We start from the raw sequence: 20,206 nt of genomic DNA, 5'->3' as shown, positions 1-20,206 counted from the left end.
GTTTATTAAAAAGAGTATCTGTTACCGCCTGTTCTGTGGCAGACTAGAATTGGTAATCGCTTCCTGAGGAATAAGGATAGTATAACGGGAATCGTTGGCAGGCAGCGTGTAAGTCTTACCATTTACCGTTCTGGATAGTGTTTTTGCAAACCTGGTTTCCAGATTAAGCCTACGCAGATCCATCCAACGGGTTCCCCTCATGATAAGGCCCTTACGACGTTCTGCAAGAACAATCGCCAATGCATCCGATGCTGTTGATGCTGTTTTATTTACATAGGTTCCTGTTTCCCACCGGGTGGCCAAAAGTGAATTAAGATCCGCCATTGCACTGGCTGTGTTTCCTGCCCTGGCATAACACTCTGCCCTGGTGAGATAAAGTTCATCTACCGCCAATCCATTGAACAGCTTTGATGAGCCTACGGCAGATTCATGATTGCCGGTAAAGCGGTAAGTGCCACTTGGTACCGATACATCGGTATTTTCTTTGAAAAGAATTCTTTTCCTCAAGTCATTGTTTTCAAATGAGCTGATTACTGAAGGGTCGATAATAGCCTGATCTTCATCTCCATAACCAACCGCTAATACTGCATTCTGACTGAATACCGTGCTGTGAAAAATGACCTCGGTATTGAAACGGACGAATGGCGCAAAACTTACCGGGTTTAAGGTATTAAAATCAATCAGATTACTTTTGAGCGCCAGCGCGGAAGATGAGCTTGTCAACGCATTTGGATAATCGCCCATTGAGAGGTAAACCCGGGCCAGCATAGCGTATGCAGCGGCCTTATTGGGCCTCGATGAAATGGTTGAGGTCGTATTCAGCAATACTGCGGCTTCTTTCAGGTCTTGAACAATCCGGGCATAGGTATCCCCTACACTCGCTCTTGCCTGGATATCATTGATATCTGACATGAGCCTGATGGGTAGCCCTTGCTCCTGCCCGGAAGTCGATCCATAGGGCGATGCGTAAAGCTGTGCCAGGTTCCAAAGTGAATAGGCCCTAAAAAACAGCGCACTTCCCCTGAGGTTTGACAATACTACTGCCGCTTCCTGTCCATTAAGTTTATTTACCGTTTCCATGATCAGGTTGGCATGGTAAATTTTGTTATATGGTCCTTTCCAGAGATCAGCTGAATTCCTGATGGCTGTAGCTTGCCAGGTATAAATGGCCCTGTCTTCCAGCGTTATCGGATCGGAACTGTACCTGGCATTATCCAGGTAATAATCGTCTGCCGAAATTTCCCCGTCAATAGGATATCCGGTATTGAAAAGTTCATAATTATCCAGTAATAACTGGCAATCTTTTGCCGTTTCCAAAAATGACTGATCGCTGTTCTTTTTAATATCTATAAACTTTTTGCAGGATAGGCATACTAAGCTCACAAAGAGTAAAAGGGTTATATTTTTAATTGATTTCATGGTCGTCCGGATTAAAAGTTAGCTGAGAAACCAAGGCTGTAGCTCCTTGAAATTGGATAGTCGAATACATCGGGATCAATCCCCAGATCGTTGGCGCGCCAGATCACGCCAAGGTTATTTATATTGGCATAAACCCTCGGATTTTTGATAAACATATTTGGCTTTACCTTTATAGAATAAGAAAGGTTAATTTCCTGCAAACGGATGTGATCTCCTTTGAGCACATTAATGCTGGAGTAATAATAGAAATTATCCCGGTTCAGGTTCGTAGCGGTGATCACAGCTGAAGGCACATTGGTACTGAGCTCATCACCCGGCTTTTGCCATCTGTTTTCATACTCAATCCCTTGAATAACAGAAGTGCGACTGTAGAGATCAGAATAATTGACTACATTATTTTTTGGTCTGCGGAAATAATACCCCAGTTTATAAAGGATATTTGCAGAAAGTGAAAAACTTCCGTAGCTAAAGGTGTTCCTAAGTGAACCATAGAATACCGGAACGCCTGAACCAAAATATTTCAGCGAGCTAATAGATTGATTTTGGATGGCATTATAATTTACCGTTCCATCGGTAGAGTTGGAAACAGCAACAGGCTGTCCGTTGACAAATCCCCTTGGATCTCCTGTTGCCGGATCAAGCCCTGCCCAGTCATATCCAAAAACACGCGAGAGATCGTATCCCTCATTAAAGGTTCCCGAACTATTGGACACTACCTGCCCTGCCGTCCCTGCCTCGCCCGCATAGAGTTTGGTTACCTTAACCTTATTGTAGCTGAAGAGAAAGTTGGTGTTCCATTTGAATTTATCCGAAGTGATATTTAGGGAATTAAGGGTCAGGTCCCAGCCCTGGCCACGGAGGTTCCCTGTATTATAAATAATGTGGGTATAACCTGTGCTTGGGTCAAGCGGACCGTCGGTAAGCAAATCGGTTGTTTTTTTGTTGTAATACTGTACACTTCCCGACAGGCGGTTCCCTCTTAAGGTAAAGTCAAGTCCGATATTGAAGATTCCGGTTTTTTCGGGCCTCAGCTGATTGTTAGAAATACCGGTAGAAAGGCCGGTATATGCATAAGGAAGATTATTATCTCCGTTAAAATCAGAATAGGTAATCAATGGCCTGGCCAGAACCGATGGATTTACGTTACCGTTGTATCCGAATGTTGTTCTAAATGTCAAAGTTGGAAATAGTGATGAATGGTAAAAGGATTCGCTGCTGATATTCCAGGCCCCGCCTACCGAATAATATGGGGCACCAGACTGGTTGGTCCCCTGGCCGAACTCACTTGAAATATCTTTCCTGAAACTCCCTGAAAGTGTATATTTTCTGTTGTAGGTATAGGCCGCATTGGTATAATAACTGAACGTCCTCACCCTGTTATCTATAAATCCGGTTGAGAGATTTCGGATATAATTACCGTTGTAACCGCTAAAATCCTCTGAAAAAGCAATCGGGATCATTGTTTTATAATCCAGCTGGTTTACCGATCTCAGCGTATTTTCATTATAACCGTAATAACCATCATTTTTAACGATGCTGTAGACCTGAGAAACATCAACCCCTGCAATGGCCGAAAGCTGGTGCTTTTCACCAAAAGTTTTATCATAATTCAACTGACCGCGCATGGTCTGGTTGCTTGATTTGGTTAGTGCGGTGGTATATTGACCACCAAGCGGCAATTGATTTACAAATGGAGCAACCTGATCGCCTGTCATGGGGTTTACCGAAGAATTCGACGTGGTGAAATAGTTGAGCATGTTGCGCATGTAGAAAGAATGCTCACGGTAAAGGCTATTATCCTCGTTCCTTCCTGTGTTATAGTTGTAGATTACCTGCGCAGATAGACCAGAAAAAATGGTGTACCGGGCATTGAAGTTCAGGTTGAGGTTCTGGCTTTTTACATCATTATATCCTTCATGGATATCATTGAGCGGAAAATACCGATAACTTAAAAACTGGGTTGGATAGGTACTTTCGAACAGGTCTACAAACCCCGGACGGTACATTTTGGTAATCTGCAGGGGATTGCCATTGTCATCTGCCAATCGGGTATAGGGCTGAAAGCTGGCATCTGTTGCACCTGTTATCCTATTTTCTGCAGCCTGTTCACTGTTCTTCTGAATGTTGTAGCTGATGTTTCCCTGTATTTCGAGATTTTTGATCGGCTTGAAGGAAGCGTTATAACCGATCGCTAATCTGTTGAAGCCAGAATTCCTGGTATTGTTGATGGAGTTATCATAGCCCCCAGACAATCTATAATTGAATTTTTCGCTGCCACCGTCCACTGCCAGTGAATAGCTCTGGGTAACACTATTCCTGAGGAAATAGTTGGTGTAGTCTCTACGGATGTCGTTTCCACGGAGTGCATCGATCTGAGCATCGGCCTGGGCCCGGGTCAATGTTCCCTGGTTTAAGTAGGCATCCATGATCTCCGCTACCGGAGATACCGGTTCCTGACCATAAAGTCCGGTGATGCTCACCGGTGGAAGTGGGCGGTTATTGGTAATGAACTGTAATTTCTGTGCATCTATCAAATCGGAAACACTCATCGTTTTATTATAGAAGAGATCGACTTTTTCTGAAATATTGACATTGCTGTTGAAAGAAACCCTGGCGGGTCTATTGTATGCCCCTTTTTTTGTATTCACCACGATGACCCCATTGGCGGCCCTTGAACCCCAGATGGATGCTGATGCAGCATCTTTTAAAACAGTGATACTTTCCACATCGTTCGGATTGACCTTATCTATGGAATATGGGCTGGCAATCCCGTCAATAACCACAAGAACCTGACCGCTGAAATTCCCATTGGCATCGGCATTGCTGGATTCATTGAGCGTATTTTTTCCTCTGATCGTTAGATTGGCCAAAGGCGAACGCTGTGCATTGATATTGCTTGAAATGGTAGGCCGCAGATCATTCCTGAAATCTATCGATGTGGTTATTCCTTCTAATCTTCTGATCAGGTTTGGATCGGTACTGTGCTGAAGCTGCTCCTTCGAGATTACCTCGAATGAACCTGTAGCACGCTCTTTCGGCAATTGCTGATAACCGGTAGATACAATCTGCACGTCCTCCATGGCCAATGCCTGTGGATCGAGCTTGATGAGATAGCTGGACTTTCCGCTCAGCACTATGGTATCTGTCTTATATCCAACATAGGAGATGATCAACCGGCCTTTCTCTGCTACGTCTCTAAAGATGAACATACCGTCGATATCCGAAAGCGTCTTTTTTGAAGTTCCCTCTAACCTTACATAAGCGCCCAACAACGGCAGCCCCTTTTCATTGAGTACCTGTCCCCTTACATCGATCAGGTTAAAATAATCTGTAATTTTATCTAATATGGATTTTTCCTGTTTCTTGATGACAATTGTTTTTTCATCAATGGTATAGGTAAGCGGTTGGTCCTTGAAGATGAGATCAAGCACGTCTTTTAATTCCATGCCTTTTGCTTTAACACTTACCGGATTGGCTGAGCTTAGCAGCCCGTCGGTATAGACAAAGTTGTAGCCAGCCTGCTTGCGCAACTGCTGAAGTACGTTAACCAGACTGGCATTGCTTTCAGAAATAGTTACTTTCTGGGCAAAACTGGCTGCGCTTACCTGCATGATGGTTGCTATTAAGATTACGGTGGTGAATCGCATAATGAGCAGAAGTTTAGTGCTATGCCGCATGGGCATAGCATTTTCCTTAGTATAATTTTTATACATTTGTTTGGTTGGTTTAGGTGTTGAACGAATCGTAAATTTTTAAGCTCTTGAACCAATCATTGGCCAGTGGTGTTGCAAGCACTCCTGGCTTTTTTTAGGTTCAAATATTTTGGGTATTATTTCGTAACGATAATCCTCCTTCCTTCAATTTCAAAGTGAACCTTTTCGGTCAGTTCCAGTTTTCTAAGCACCTGGGTAACGTTGGAAAAGCGGCTTACAACGCCACCGAACTTATCATCCGGCACCTCTCCCTTGTAAACAATTTCTACATCATACCAGCGCGAAACCTTTTTCATAACCGATCTTATATTTTCGCTTTTAAACATGAAATATCCGTTCTTCCAGGCTATTGCCTCTTCCGGGTCAGCCTGAACGACACTGATCTTGTTTCCCACCAAAACTGTCTGTTCCCCTGGGCTGAGGACAATTTCACCGTTTTCTTTTCTGCCCAGAGATGGTGTGCTTACCCGTATGCTACCACTTAACAGGGTTGTTCTCGACAAGAGATCATCCGGGTAAGCGTTAATATTGAAATGGGTACCCAGAACCTCTACCTGCTGACTTGTTGTCTTTACCCTAAATGGTTTGCCCGGATTATGGGCGACCTCAAAATAAGCCTCTCCAGAGAGTTCAACAAGCCTTTCCTTTGCCGAAAACACCAATGGATACTTAAGTGTTGAGGCAGCGTTAAGCCACACATGGCTGCCATCCGGCAGAATTACCTGATACTGCTCCCCCTTATAGGTTTCCAGCATATTCTGCTGGCTTGAGGCATTTCTCTCATCAGCTTCGGTAACCGTATAAACCAATTGCCCGTCTGCAGTTTTGCTGATGGATATCCCCGAATCTCCCATGAGCTGTCCGTTTGCAGCGCTATTGAGTTTTATTTTTTTTCCGTTTGACAGCGTCAGGGTAGCAGAATTTTGGCCTGGTTGTATGTCGTTTGAAGAAAGCTGAATGCCGGATTTATTATTGGTGTAGAGATAGAGCCCGATGGATATACTGATCAACAGTACAGCAGCTGCTGCAATCCTTGGCCAGATCCTAATTCGCTTAGTCCTGAAGATGTCCTTATCCAGTTTGTTCCAGATCTGGTCTACTTCATGCTCCCGTTCTTCCATTGAAAGCACTTCTTTTCCTTCCTCACGATAAGTTAACGACCAGCTCAGCAGCAGCGCTTCTTCCTGCGCTGTTGCCTCACCATTTTTATATCGTTCCAGCATTTCTGCTATTTCTTTCTCGTTCATTGCTGTTATTCTTTTAGTAAGACAAGATAAGGCCTATATTGGAGGTAGATAAATTTTAATTTCTTTTTCTTCTGATCAGAACCGCCGCGCCAATGATCAGAATCAGTGCTGGAACAGCGCCTAAAAGAATGGTCCTCAGTACCGAAATATCCTTTCTTCCCAAGAGAATATTATTATCCAATGCACGCTGCCTGGAAGTATCTATGGGAAAATCACCGTAAGAGAACCAGCTGAAGAGCATTTTTATGAAACGTTCATTATCTCCCCTTGGGTGCGATAGCTCTATGTTGTTCAAAAAATCGGCATCACCAGAAACCACTATCCGTTGGTCTTTTTCACCTATTTTTCTATTGAGTGAAATAATTACCGGGAATGCCCCTTTGAGATCATTCTTCAAAGGATCGAAAATGAGTCCACCTGCAGTAAGATCTACCGGAGTAGTCCGGTTCCAGCCACCTGCGGTGCTTATTGCCATTGCTTCAGCTTTAAATGGTAAAACTGCCTTGTAACGCAAAGCCGATACGCCCGAAAGCGGGAGCTCACTCTTTCCATTCCAGATTTCGGAAGTTATAAGATCTGGTGAATCATTTTTACCAGGATGGACCAGCATCCCCTCTATTACCTCTAAACCCAATGGCTTTAATAAGGGATTAACAATAGACTGACGTCCAGGCTCGGTTGTCAGGAGCATGTTTCCTCCACCAGCCAGGAAATGATTGATTTTCATTTTTTCAGTATCCCCTACAGGGATTGATGGGTCAGCGATAACCAGGGCAGCAAGATTATCTGGAATATTTTCTTTACTAAGATCAAGTTGAACCACATCAAATCCCTGGTTAATCAGCGCTTTTCTATTGCGCCGCATGGTGCTCATCATCTGATAATTCCGGTCGCCCGTCTTGTCAATGCTTCGCTCATGATGTCCGGTAACAAATGCAATCTTGGGTACCTTAACAATCAACCTTTTAATTGCAGCAGCTATCTCTGCCTCGGAAGGGAATTGATCTACCCCATCATAAAACCGAAGAAAACTGCTCTGCCCCTTATACTTAAGCACACGTACTACGCTGTTGTTTTCAGCGCTAAGGTCTATGATCTTTCTGATTTCTTTTGGCGGCATAAACAAATCCAGGTCCAGCCCCATATTGTCGGCAACCTTTTCAGCCAGCTGTTGAGTAGAGAGGCCCGTAATATCTCCCTGATAGGACATGTTCTTGTTGTTCTTCAGATCAGCAACATCATAATAATAAACATATTTCATTTGCAGGTCTGGCAGGAAACGCTGGAATTTCTCAAATTGTGCAAGATCGGTATTTCTGGACTGTGGTAGACCGAAGTAAACGTTCTGATCCAAAAGATTAACGTATGTGGTAATTTCAAGAGGGCCATCAATCTGCAGTACAATTTTTTGACTGTTTTTGGTCAGGGTACGGCTCTTGGCCCTGGTCATATCCAGATAACCTATCAGCCCCGGCCTGGAACTTAAAAAACCCAGCATCAATGCACAGATAAAAATGGCTGCATATCTGGAATAACCAATCCATAAAGCGCTGGATTCCCGCTGGTTTTTGAGCCTGATGATGCAGAGCGATAGAAAAAGGGAAATAATGATCAGAAAATATAAGACATCCCTGGTGGTAATAAGTCCCTTTAACATATCATCTGCCCTGCCGGAAATGGAAAGAAAGTAGGTCAGGTCTCTTACAAAATCAATTCCCTGTCCAACCGAGCCGATAAACTTCAGTGCGGCGAAAACAGCCAGCGTACTTATTGCCGCTACCACCTGATAAGGGGTTAAACTCGACATGAAAAGACCAATTGCAGCGTAGGTACAGGTTAAAAGGAAAATACCTATCAAACCTGAGCAGATGAGCTTTATTTCCGGGTTCTTGATAATGGAGGCACCGGTAATAGCATATATGACCAGAATGAGAATCAGGATAAGGGCATAACCGACCATTGAGAGGTACTTGCCCAGGATAATCTCGCGTATCTTCACCGGGGCACTCAACAGCAGCTTGATCGAGCCACTCTGCAGTTCCCTGCTCATCAGTCCCATGGTGATCAGTGGAATATATAGATAAAGGTTCTGTATTACCGTATCGAATAAACTGTTCAGGTCTGTAAAAAGTGAAAAGGTCAGGTTATCAACGGGAATGCCCATTGATATGGCCTCCTGGTAGCTGCCCAAAAGGCCAAAAAAACCGATACCGCTCTGGATCATGAATATGGCTATGGCAATCCAGGCAACCGGCGAATAGAAAAGTATGCTCAGTTCGAGCTTTGCAATTTTGAATATCTTGGTCATATTATCTTCGGGGTTGTGGTCTGTTGGAAAGTTGAGCAAAAATTTCATCCAGCGAACTTCTTTCAAGAGCTATCTCGCTAAGTTCCCAGCCCCTGGCGACGCTGATCTCAATGATCTTTTGAGAAATGGCATCGGATGCACTGAAGCGTAACCTAAAGGTTTTATCACTTATCACCTGGGCATCTGTGATCCCCCCGATCTCAAGAAAACTGGATACTTCAGGGGGATTGTTCATGGTGATGAGCATTGAATCCGGAAGAATATAGTTGTTGAAAGCTTCCATGGTATCTGCAAAAACCAGCCGCCCGTTTTCGATCATTTTAATATCCCTGCAGGTAGCCTGTACTTCGGAAAGCATATGGGTAGAAAAAATAACGGATCTTTCTTCTGCGATTTCCTTTATTAATTTTCTGACTTCTAAAATCTGATTGGGGTCAAGCCCATTGGTCGGCTCATCGAGAACGACCAGCTTGGGATGATGTATTATTGCCTGGGCAATGCCTACACGCTGGCGGTATCCGCCTGAGAGATTGTTGATTAGTCTCTTCCCAAAATGGCTAATGCCGCACTTTTCCTTTGCCTGATCAACCGCGTAGCTAATTTTCCCTTTGGGTATGTCGCGGAGATAAGCGCAATAGATCAGGTACTCATCAACAGTCAGATCTAAGTGTAGGGGTGCATTCTGCGGGAGGAATCCAAGTTTCCGTTTGGCCAGTTCCGGTTCAAGGCGGAGATCTGCACCATCAATAGTCACCTTTCCGGCGGTCTGGCTCAATACCCCACAGAGAATATTCATGGTGGTCGACTTACCGGCACCGTTGGAGCCCAAAAGCCCCAGAACGCCAACTTCCAGAATCTCAAAACTAATATCCCTGATCGCCCAGTCCTTACTGTAACGGTGGGAAAGATTTTCTATACTTACTATGCTTCTTTTCAAATTACCGGAATTTTCTTCTTTTAACATCCCCGTTCTCTGGGGATATTGGTAAGACAAGCAAGTATCGGTAAAGAGGTATAAAAAAATATAAAAACTACAGATTGGGGTAAAATAGGTACATCACCAGGAACAGGACTATTCCAAGTTTCTTTTTAAGGATTTTAAGTGCATATACCATCTGCTTTTTCACCGTCTGCTCGGTAATGCCCATCATCTCGGCAATTTCCCTATGGCTAAGGTGCTGTCTTCTACTGAGCAAGAAAACCTCCCTCATCCTCGGAGGCAGTTCATCAATCTCCCGGTCGATGATGTCCTTGAGCATCCGTTCGCGGACTAAATGATCCGTTTGTACTGTTCCACTCGCGGCAAACTCAGCAATAGAGGATATATACCTGTCTTTTACTTTTTTATGCACAACCATGTTAAGGAATTGATTGTGCACGCAGCTATAAAGATAACCTGAAAGATTTCTGTTTACCGGCAGGTGCTCTCTTTTGTCCCATACCATTGAAAATACCTCGTGAATCACATCCTGCGCTTCTTCCTTGCTCCGGAGCTTGTTCCATGCATGGTTGTGAAGGATAAATTTATAGCGGTTGTAGATTTCGACAAATGCGTTCCGATCCCCTGCCCTGAGTAGTTCGGTTAAATCAACATCGCTATAGCTGCCATAATCATTCATAAAATACTTGTTGCCGCAGATTAAGAATACAATAATAATAAATTATGGGCATACAAAGGCCAAACTTCTTTTAACGCTACTGGTTTAGGCCACTCCATCAAAACGCTTTTAATATTCCGCTATTTCATCATCAACAAAACAATACATCCATCTTTCACCTGGTTCGGATGAGATGATAACCTGATGTTTTTCTTTCCGACAATGGTGCGACATGTGTTGCATTGGCGACGAATCACAGCACAAAGTAACTCCACAGGTCTGGCAGGTACGGAGATGCACCCAATCTGTACCTTGTTTTATGCATAGTTCGCATACCTTTTCTTTTGCCAGTTTTAGCTCTTTTATGGCTCCGATATGGCTACAACTTTGATTACTGTCCATAATTATAGCTTTGATAAGTACTGATGAACTTGAGTAACGGCCATGGCTCCTTCGCCCACAGCCGAGGCTACTCTCTTTACTGAATTGAACCGCACGTCGCCGGCAGCAAATGAACCTGGAACACTGGTCTCTAAGTGATAAGGTGGTCTCTCTGCCGTCCAGCACATTTTATATTGATCGAGACTAAGCAAATCATTGCCCGTATAAAGGTAGCCGTTCGAGTCTCTACAGATGGCAGTTTCGGCAGCCCATTCCGTATTTGGTTTTCCGCCGATACAGATAAATAATTTTGATGTATCGTGCCAGGTTTCTGTTGCAACCTCGCTGTTTACAATCTTGATCCTTTGCAGATAATCGTCGCCCTCTAATGCTGTTACCTGCGAATGGTACAACACATGAATATTCTTAATGGTAGCTATCCTCCGGATCAGGTATTCTGATAGGGTATCAGCAAGATTCCCCTTCCTGATTACCATGAAAACGCGTTTTGCAAAGCCAGAAAAATAGGTTGCGGCCTGTCCAGCAGAGTTTCCTCCCCCAACAATGTACAGGTCTTTATCCTGACAGAAAAATGCCTCGCTTGCGCCGGCACCGTAATAAACACCTTTATGAAAAAAACGCGTTTCATCAGGAAGGTTTAACCTGGCATACTCTACCCCTGTTGCACAGATATTTGTTTTGGCAACTAACTTTTCGCCACTTGCAAAATCAACATGTATTCTATTGTCATAAAATGTACCTTTAATTCCCTCTTTCAAAAGCAAGATTTCGACACCAAATTTTAAAGCCTGTTGCCTTGCTCTTTCAGCAAGGTTTGCACCCGAAATCCCTTCGGGAAAACCCAGATAATTTTCGATCAGCGAACTTGTACCAGCCTGTCCGCCAATGGCCTCACGTTCAATCAGAATGGTCTTCAGTCCTTCTGATGCGGCATAAACCGCAGCACTTAATCCTGCAGGGCCAGCTCCATAAATAGAAAGATCATATTCTGCATATTTAGGTTCGGTAATCCAGCCCAGATTACAGGCAATCTGTTCTAAGCTTGGATTTACGATCACTTTGCCATCAGGGAATTCTATTACAGGTTGCTTATCAGGATTATTGAATGAGGTAATGCCCTGGCCCCAACGTAAATCATCATGCGTAATATCAAACCAATCAAAATCGACAACACTTCTTTTCAAAAAATCCCTTATCGGATAAATCTCGGGCGAATCTGGTTTACCATATAGTTTCAGCTTATTCATAGTTAGTGCCTTAATCGGTTCTGGTTTTTAATTTTTTAATTATTTCTTCGCCACAGTTTTCGGATGAGGTTGCATAACCATTTACAAAAACTCCTTTAATTTTTCCATCAATGGAAGATATAGCGTAAACAATGGCTTCATCATCCGGATCGGATTCGCCTTCAAAACGGTAATGTCTGTCAATCAAAAATTGCTCTGGAAATTCTTGTATCGGATTTTCTCCGTCACTCAACTGGCTACTTTTCAGATTGAAATCTAAAGTATAACCTTGCTTAACAAGGGCATTAATCACTTCAGAGAGTGAAGTCATTTCTCCGATGTGTTTTAAATTATCATTAGCCATTATATTTTTTGATTATAAGATGATACATTAAGGCAACAAAAAACAAACCAATCAACAAAACACTGATTTACAAAAGATTAAACACAAATCAACGATAAATCATTAACGATATAAAGTAAATTCATGATGAAATCTTTATAAAAAATCTGTCTTGAACTAAAAATTGAATCGTTAAATTTAGTGCAAAAAAAGAAGCCATTAACGTATTTAAATGATTATCTTTAAATAAAAAAGTCCATGATTATAGACCCGAATAAAGAAGAACTTTCTGACGACAAGGAAGACGCATTAACGAGTGAAGAAGATGCACTAAATCAAAGTACAATCATTAGTGATGAAAGCGCTGCCGAACACGATGCTGATTTATTAGACCAGGCAGACAGAGCCTCCAGATCATCTTTTGAACTGGATATTTAGGCAAATCGTTATTCCAAGAAAAATGGAGATATCTTTCGGCTAGTCCATAAGATATCTCCATTCTAATAAGCGAAAAGAATAAGCCTGGGCGTGTTAATCCTTCAGCCCCTTTAAATAGCTTTCTGCTTCTTTGACTGCTCCGCTGCAGATCATTTCCAAAGCAGAAATCAATTGTTCAAAATTCCGCTTATCATTTTGAGGAAACTCCAATTGATCCAAGATCTGAACCGCTCTTTGTAAAACACCCATAATGGCTAGTGTTGTCCTCAAGCTATGGGCTGTTTGTCTAATTTGTCCATAATCTTCACTTTTCAAAGCAATGTGCAGCGTACACATATCATTAGGAATACGTTTCACGAAGTGAGCTGTAACTTTCTTCTCATAAGCTATATTTCCCTTCCCCATATCTTTAAGGTAATCCAAATCGAGGTAAACAAATGATGAGGGCACATTCCCAACCACAGGATTTGCAACAGTTACTTTCTCGATCAATTGTAGGAGTTCCTGTTCGTTTACAGGTTTAGAAATATAATCGTTCATGCCCAAAGTAATACATTTTTCACGTTCACCAGACATGGCATGAGCAGTCATGGCAATAATTGGAATATCAGATTTTAATTCTGTACGGATTTGGACCGTTGCAGAGTAGCCATCCATCTCTGGCATTTGAATATCCATCAATACCAAATCAAAATGTCCTATTCTAACTTGTCTAATCGCCTCTTTTCCATTTGAGGCAATGGCGAATGAAAAGCCCCAGTAACCTAAAATATTCGCCATTAAATCCTGGTTCATGATATTGTCATCAACAATGAGAATATGGACAGAACGATTGATCCGTTTTGGCGCTATTAATTTGTAACCCACCGCCTCACCATCCGTTTGATCATCAGAAATGAGATAAGGAACCTCGAAGGTAAAGGTCGTCCCCACACCAGCTTTGCTCTCCACATGAATTGTTCCTTTTTGAATCTCCAATAAATCTTTTACAATAGATAATCCTAAACCAGTGCCCCCGTAATTTCGGGTAATGGAATCATCGGCCTGATTGAACCGTTCGAAAATCCGCTCCAGTTGTTCATCTTTAATCCCAATCCCCTGATCGGAAACCCTAAATTTTAACCTCACCAAGTTATTGCTAACTGAGGCCATTGAGAGACCGATTTTTAGCGAACCTTTCTCACTAAATTTAAGCGCATTCCCCAAAAGATTAACCATAATCTGCGTTAAGCGCGTTGCATCTCCAATTAAAGTGTCTGGCACATTATCTTCGATTTCGGTAATATAGCTGAGATTTTTTGAGCGCACTCTTTCTGAAAAAAGCACCTCGACCGAATGCAATAAGCCACGGATACTAAAAGGTTTGTTTACGATCCGCATCATGCCCGCCTCTATTTTCGAAATATCTAAAATATCATTGATAATGACTAACAGATTCTCCCCCGCCTGCTCAATAGAGGTAATATAATGCTGTGATTGGCGATCGACATTTTGTTTTTGCAAAAGCGTGGTAAAGCCAAGAATAGAATTAAGTGGTGTTCTGATTTCATGGCTCATATTAGCCAAAAAATTCTCTTTAATTCCTAATGCCGCTCTTGATTTTCTTTCTGAATCGTCAAGTTGATTGATCAGCAATGTCCGGTTTCTAAACTGACGGGTAATGAACCAGCAAAGCGATCCTCCGCTTAAAAGCAAAAGTGCAATTAACGCATTGCCATAGGCTTTTGCCTTTTGTCCGCTATCATTGATTTTTCTGGTAAGGGCCTGCATACGCCGTTGCCTGCTGTTGTAAATCTTATGTGTAGTTCCTGTAATCTCATCTGAGGTAATCCGGGCCTGAGGATTTCCGATCGAGGTTGTATCGTTCATTCTTCTCGTCTGGTGGTAAAGATCCATCAGGTGATGTTTGGTATTAACCTTTTCCTGAGCAAGAAAGTTCAATCGCTCCAGGTATTTTTTAATTGCCGGCTCCTCACTCCCATCATCCAATGAATCGAGGTACAAACTTACTGCCTGTATTTTACTTTCTACACCTTCTAGGTGCGTCGTATCATCCGTAGCAATTGCTGCCCGAATCCTACTCTCTACGCCAAGGATATCACGATCAATCTCCCTTAAATGGTTACTGGTTCGCAATTCATCCAAAAGCTCCTTATTTCCCTCAATTAAGGTATTCATATTTGTGGAGGAGCTATATTGAACCAGAATAAGCAGTCCCATTCCAATCACAAAGGCGGAAAAAATGAGATAATTGAAACTGCTATCGGGCATTAAGGACTTATTTTTTTCCATAAATAAAATCTTGACGGTTGGATATCTCTTTGTTTTATTAAATAATGTTCATCATCCGATGTAGGTTTTTCCTATAACTAACGGCAATTGGCAGGAAATTCCCATGGATAACCATTCCACCCTCTTGTAGGTTATCGATATGCTGAAGTGATACGATATACGATCGATAAATCCTGATAAATTTATTTTTGGAAGGGTATTTTCACAATCGTTCACCACTTTCAGGTCATCAATCTGCTGAACAAGCATAATTAGGCTTTCCCTTGTAATTGGATTGTCATCAACAATGATACATGTTCTTTTCTGCCCGTTTGGTATCATTGAGGTTGTAGTAAATTTGATTGGTTACGATGTGATCATTCAGATTATCAAGAACGATACCCAAATGCAAAACACTAAAAAACAACATGTTGCATCTATAACAATAAAATTTAATTACGCCATTTCGTAAATTTACGTCCGAAAACGCTTTGATATCGCTTTAATTAAAAGATATGCTTTTTAGACAGGCCGAGCCTTTTAATTTTCGAATTAAGCGTTGTAGCGGGAACACCCAATAATTTCGCTGCACCATTCTGACCAGAAATTTTCCCATTACATAATGCTAAAACAGCGAAAATGTGGTCTCTTTCGTTCTCAAAAATGGTTTTAACAGGCGCAAGAGTTGATAGAGATTTTTCAGGGCTACCCGGAATTTCGACGTTCCTGATCACAGGTCCCTGTGCCATCACAACCTGCCTTTCAATTAGGTGCTCCAATTCCCTTACATTCCCAGGCCAACTATAGGCCATCATTTGTGAAAGTGCTTTTTTCGAAAATCCTTCTAAAGTTCTTTTTGACTTCCTGGCGAATTTTTCCAGGAAAAAAGTTGCAAGCACGGCGATATCTGATTTTCTATTTCGAAGTGGTGGCAATGAAAGAGGAAAAACATTCAGCCTGTAAAATAAATCACGTCTGAACCTTCCAGCCTCCACTTCTTCTAAAAGATTTCTATTTGTAGCCGAGATAATGCGCACATCAGTTGGAATAGTAGTTTTGCCACCAATACGCTCTATTTCCTTTTCCTGTAAAACACGGAGTAACCTTACTTGTAGATCGATCGGTAACTCACCTATTTCATCCAGGAAGATTGTACCCTTATGTGCTTGTTCAAACTTGCCGATCCGTCTTTCGGTGGCACCTGTAAAGCTCCCTTTTTCATGTCCAAAAAGTTCAGATTCGATTAAATTAGGTGGAATAGCAGCACAGTTAACCTTAACCATTGTTTTCTGGCTTCTGGTAGACCCGTCGTGAACCGCTTTGGCGATCAGTTCTTTACCCGTCCCTGTTTCGCCCAAAATTAAAACCGTAGTTTCTGTGGAGGAAATCAGATTGAGCAGTCTGTAAACCTCCTGCATTTCCGGACTACTGCCAACAATTTCAGGGTGTGTAAGAATTTCAGATGATTCTTCCGGTTTAAAAATGAGGTATTCTGCAAGCTGTACACGTAGTTTTTCAATTTCCTGTTCTAACTGCTTAATTTTCTCATCAGCAAACGCGGATATTTTGGGCTCGTTTATAATTTCAGACTTAATGGGCGTTGCAAGATTAGGCTCATATACATTTCTTTCCTCCATTACAGCTAGCAGTCCGGCAATAAAATCGGCAATGTTACAGCAAAAAGTCAAACCTTCTGCATTTAATTCATGGTTGTGATTATGAAGTTCGAAAGTACCAAGTATGCGACCATTATTCTCTAAAGGGATATAACAATGAAAATGATATTCTGTAGGATGATTGGTGAGGCAATGGTTCTCACCAAAATCAGCTATCCAATCTTGCCGCGATTTGAGCACAGGAAAATCAAAACCCGAAATTTCTTTGGTAATAAGCGAAAGGCTCACCGGATCGGAAATGGTTTCGACACAGGATATTTGGCCTGAAAGGATTTCGGTAAGATAGGCCCTTGTAATGTGATCCATTTCATCGTTATAAAGAATTAATGCAGCACAATCAATAGAAAACAAAGGATTTAACTTAGTAAAAACACCTTGAAACAGATCTTTTAGCGTAAAATTCTTTTCTTGTTCAGCCAATGTTTCGGCCCGCGTTTCGAAATAAAAATTAGCATGAGGGCTAACATCATTGCGATCAACATTAGTATTGGAGCTAAAATCTGGTTCCTGCTTTGTCATTCTTTATAATTGATCGTCCACGAATATTTATCCGGGAACTGGGGTGATTGAACTTTACAGCAACCGCGAAAACGATCTACGCTGAAATGATTATTAATCGTTACTGAGCGGTTGAAGATTGATTCGATAGAGATTGATTTTTGCTATTGTTCTAACCCGCGAATTCAAAGAACATGCCAAATGCAAGAATATGGCGCTAGTGTTGTAATATCAACTTTGCATCAAAAAACAGCTCACGATATTTCGCCAAAAGGCGATTTTGATAACGAAATAAAGTAGGGGTTGAATGGTTTAATGAGAGAATGATTGAGTGAGTGAGTGAATTTAAAGAATGATCGGATGCCACTACTTTAATATCATATTTTCTTATCTTTCCCTGCAATAACGACCAAAAATGCAAGCACTGCAAAAATAATCATTTGCCAGGTAACCATTTCCCAACCACCCATTTTCCAGCAAATTAAACCAACAAAAGCACCTGTGGCTCCTCCGATAAAATAACAGGTCATGTACACCGTGTTAATCCGGCTATTGGCTTTCGCATCCAGGCTATAAATTAAAGCGATGTTAGTTACCTGAGTGGCCTGAACGCCAATATCCAACAATACCACGGCAACTGAAAGTGCAATAACCGAAAAAGGGAAAATCTTTAAAATCAGAATGCTTGCGATAACCAAAGATAGGGTGAGGACGAGTGAACGCTTTGGTTTCCCGCCTGCATCAGAAAGTTTTCCAAAAAGCGGAACCAGTAAAGCACCGGCAACAGCTAAAAGGCCAAATAAACCTATCGTATCGGTTTGATAATTAAATGGTGTTCCACTCAGGTGAAAAGTTAAGGCAATCCAAAATGAACTCAGCGTGCCAAAAGTTAGCGCACCTATTAAGGCTGTTCTTCTCAAGGTTCCGAATCGTTTAAATTGTGTAAAAGTTGATTGAAGCAATTGAGCATAACTGCCATTAAAACGATCTTTACTGGATGGAAAATCGGTTTGCATTAATACCGCCGATAATGCGACCATTATTGCAGAAATTCCGAAAACATAACGCCAGCTAAGCCATTCGGTAATGAATCCACTGAATACCCTGGCCGCTAAAACGCCAACTAAAATACCGGTAAAAATGATACCAACTATTTTCCCCCTGTTCTCGGAAACCAGACTTGCCGCCATAGGTAAAATTACCTGAGCCGAAACAGCAAATAAACCTACAGCTAAACTTGAAGAATAGATTATGGCTAGATTTGGAGATAAGGCCATTGCAACCAAAGCGGCAACCAGTGCCAGCTGTAGCCAAAGGATTAATTTCTTGCGGTCCATTTTATCGCCCAGGGGCGTTAAAAAAAACAAGCCTAAACCGTACCCCGCCTGAGATAAAACTGAAATGAGTCCTGCCGATTTTTCATCAACATTTAATGATGTTGCTATGGCGCCAAGAATGGGCTGACTGTAATAAACGTTGGCCACACATATTCCTGCCGTTACCGACATAATAAGTATTTGAGTGGTGCTGAGGCTTTGTTTTTCTGACATGATATTTAAGTTAAAAATGGTAGCCATCAAGCCTTGCAAAAAGTATAACGGCTACCAAATGATTAATTATTCTTTTATGAATTTGATCAGTTCTTCATTGAACTTATCTTTTTCTTCAAGGAATGAGGCATGACCGCTTTTATCAAATGTTACCAGTTTAGAACCTGCAATTCCTTTATTCATTTGTTGTGCCAAAGCATAGGCCACAATGTGATCTTCTTTTGCATGCATAATTAAAGTTGGGACTTTAATTTTTGCCAAGTCGGCTCTTAAATCTTCATCTCTTAAGGAAATAAGGGCTTGCTCCATGGCATAAGCTGATGATTGAAGTTCTATTGAATATAACCACTGTCCGATACCTGAAGAAAGTGAGCTTGGTGTTAGCGCAAATTTAGAGCCTACCGCGGCCAATAGCGCAGGGCGATCTGAATCGTTAAGCGCAACCCAACCGCTGATATCCTCTTTTGTGAATAATGGGTAAGGATAATCGGCAGTTTTAGTATGACGTGGGGCAGCTGCCGAAAACAAACCAAGTTTTTTAATATGTGCGCCATTGTATTTGGCTACATAATGTAACACAATTGCACCACCCATTGAATGTCCGCTGATTACAGCGTCTTTAATATCCATTTGATCTAAAACGCTTTTGATATCGTCCGCAAACTGATCATAATCATACTTCCCGAAAGGTTTATCAGACTGACCAAAACCTCTTAAAGTAATTCCAATCGCCCTGTAACCGGCCTTAACTAAAGCATGGTATTGGTATTCCCAGGATGCATCGCTTAATGGATAACCATGAATCAGCACAACTGCCGGGCCGTTGCCCAAATCAGTTACATGTAACTTTACATTTGGTGCAACCTCATAGTATTCTTTTCTTCCTTCGGTAGTTGTGTTTGTTTGTTTTTCTTCCTTGTTTTCTTTAGGCTGCTCTTTACATGAGCTTAAACCAAATGCTGAAATCAGCAAAGTGCCTGCGATGAATTTATTGTACTTCATAATAAATTGTTTGTGTTTTAAAAATGATTAATACCACTACTTTAAGTGATCATCTTTTATATTTCAAAACAAAAGCCAACACACAATAAATTGATTAACAAATAGTTAAACAAAAAAACATATTTTAAGCTAACCTTATTTCGTTAATTTATGATACTACAGTGTTGTTAGTGGTTAAAGAAAAGCTAGTACAAAAAACACCCCGTCCTACGGACACCCCTCTGAAAGAGCTAATCTTTACACACATTTATTTATAGAAAACATATTATAACGATCTGATTATCAATTATTTGTGGTTTATTTTTTGTATCTTTAATGATGTTAGATCATTGTTATTCAGGTGTTTATAAAGGTTTTTTATCAGATAGTCGTATTGCAGTTAGATTAGAAAATTGTTTGTCAGATTTATTATCTTCGGGAACAGCAGTCATCAATCGGTTAGCTCCAACCCATTCCTTAAAAGCTGCCTTCTATCGTATGCTATCGAACAAGCGATTGGAACATGATGATATTCT

Annotated in this window: 16 protein-coding genes; 2 read left to right on the top strand and 14 right to left on the bottom strand. The window is 41.6% G+C overall.

What is annotated here, in order from left to right; genetic code table 11:
- Positions 1-21: 21 nt before the first annotated feature.
- From EZ456_RS03775 to EZ456_RS03735, 9 genes are all read right to left on the bottom strand, one after another.
- On the bottom strand, positions 22-1,419 hold the full coding sequence (locus EZ456_RS03775) for a RagB/SusD family nutrient uptake outer membrane protein (protein ID WP_131527452.1): 1,398 nt from the start codon (positions 1,417-1,419) through the stop codon (positions 22-24).
- Positions 1,420-1,430: 11 nt separating this feature from the next.
- Positions 1,431-5,132 (bottom strand): SusC/RagA family TonB-linked outer membrane protein, encoded by a 3,702-nt coding sequence (locus tag EZ456_RS03770; RefSeq protein WP_131527450.1) that lies wholly within the window; start codon positions 5,130-5,132, stop codon positions 1,431-1,433.
- Between the two features lie 116 nt (positions 5,133-5,248).
- The gene (locus tag EZ456_RS03765; protein ID WP_131527448.1) at positions 5,249-6,379 is read right to left on the bottom strand and encodes a FecR family protein; all 1,131 of its coding nucleotides are present in this window, start codon (positions 6,377-6,379) and stop codon (positions 5,249-5,251) included.
- Between the two features lie 55 nt (positions 6,380-6,434).
- Positions 6,435-8,687 (bottom strand): Gldg family protein, encoded by a 2,253-nt coding sequence (locus tag EZ456_RS03760; protein WP_131527446.1) that lies wholly within the window; start codon positions 8,685-8,687, stop codon positions 6,435-6,437.
- Position 8,688: 1 nt separating this feature from the next.
- On the bottom strand, positions 8,689-9,651 hold the full coding sequence (locus EZ456_RS03755; RefSeq protein ID WP_394343136.1) for an ABC transporter ATP-binding protein: 963 nt from the start codon (positions 9,649-9,651) through the stop codon (positions 8,689-8,691).
- A gap of 67 nt (positions 9,652-9,718) precedes the next feature.
- Entirely contained in the window at positions 9,719-10,306 is a 588-nt protein-coding gene (locus EZ456_RS03750) for an RNA polymerase sigma factor (protein ID WP_131527444.1), read from the bottom strand.
- A gap of 108 nt (positions 10,307-10,414) precedes the next feature.
- Positions 10,415-10,687: a UBP-type zinc finger domain-containing protein gene (locus tag EZ456_RS03745; RefSeq protein ID WP_131527442.1), complete on the bottom strand. Its 273-nt coding sequence runs from the start codon at positions 10,685-10,687 to the stop codon at positions 10,415-10,417.
- A 2-nt stretch (positions 10,688-10,689) separates the two neighbouring features.
- Positions 10,690-11,934: an NAD(P)/FAD-dependent oxidoreductase gene (locus tag EZ456_RS03740; protein ID WP_131527440.1), complete on the bottom strand. Its 1,245-nt coding sequence runs from the start codon at positions 11,932-11,934 to the stop codon at positions 10,690-10,692.
- Positions 11,935-11,944: 10 nt separating this feature from the next.
- Entirely contained in the window at positions 11,945-12,277 is a 333-nt protein-coding gene (locus EZ456_RS03735; RefSeq protein WP_225876456.1) for a phosphoribosylpyrophosphate synthetase, read from the bottom strand.
- A 237-nt stretch (positions 12,278-12,514) separates the two neighbouring features.
- Here EZ456_RS03735 and EZ456_RS03730 point away from each other — a divergent pair, with 237 nt between their 5' ends.
- On the top strand, positions 12,515-12,694 hold the full coding sequence (locus tag EZ456_RS03730) for a hypothetical protein (RefSeq protein WP_057933887.1): 180 nt from the start codon (positions 12,515-12,517) through the stop codon (positions 12,692-12,694).
- Positions 12,695-12,787: 93 nt separating this feature from the next.
- Here the strand turns inward: EZ456_RS03730 and EZ456_RS03725 are convergent, their stop codons facing one another.
- The 5 genes from EZ456_RS03725 to EZ456_RS03705 all read right to left on the bottom strand — a co-directional run bounded on the left by EZ456_RS03725 (position 12,788) and on the right by EZ456_RS03705 (position 19,691).
- Positions 12,788-14,986, bottom strand: coding sequence for a response regulator (locus EZ456_RS03725; RefSeq protein WP_131527438.1), 2,199 nt, complete (start codon positions 14,984-14,986; stop codon positions 12,788-12,790).
- A gap of 37 nt (positions 14,987-15,023) precedes the next feature.
- Entirely contained in the window at positions 15,024-15,125 is a 102-nt protein-coding gene (locus EZ456_RS25770; RefSeq protein ID WP_394343138.1) for a hypothetical protein, read from the bottom strand.
- Between the two features lie 346 nt (positions 15,126-15,471).
- Positions 15,472-17,160, bottom strand: coding sequence for a sigma-54 interaction domain-containing protein (locus EZ456_RS03715; RefSeq protein ID WP_205945017.1), 1,689 nt, complete (start codon positions 17,158-17,160; stop codon positions 15,472-15,474).
- 356 nt (positions 17,161-17,516) lie between these two features.
- Positions 17,517-18,689: an MFS transporter gene (locus tag EZ456_RS03710; RefSeq protein WP_131527436.1), complete on the bottom strand. Its 1,173-nt coding sequence runs from the start codon at positions 18,687-18,689 to the stop codon at positions 17,517-17,519.
- 66 nt (positions 18,690-18,755) lie between these two features.
- Positions 18,756-19,691: an alpha/beta fold hydrolase gene (locus tag EZ456_RS03705; protein WP_131527434.1), complete on the bottom strand. Its 936-nt coding sequence runs from the start codon at positions 19,689-19,691 to the stop codon at positions 18,756-18,758.
- 315 nt (positions 19,692-20,006) lie between these two features.
- On the opposite strand from EZ456_RS03705, the gene EZ456_RS25250 reads away from it, so the two are divergent.
- Positions 20,007-20,206: hypothetical protein (locus EZ456_RS25250; RefSeq protein ID WP_205945016.1), on the top strand; the 200-nt coding region annotated here is incomplete at its 3' end.

Origin of the sequence: Pedobacter psychrodurus, assembly GCF_004331735.1 — a bacterium.
Classification (GTDB): domain Bacteria; phylum Bacteroidota; class Bacteroidia; order Sphingobacteriales; family Sphingobacteriaceae; genus Pedobacter; species Pedobacter psychrodurus.
This window is presented reverse-complemented; position numbering and strand designations above follow the sequence as displayed.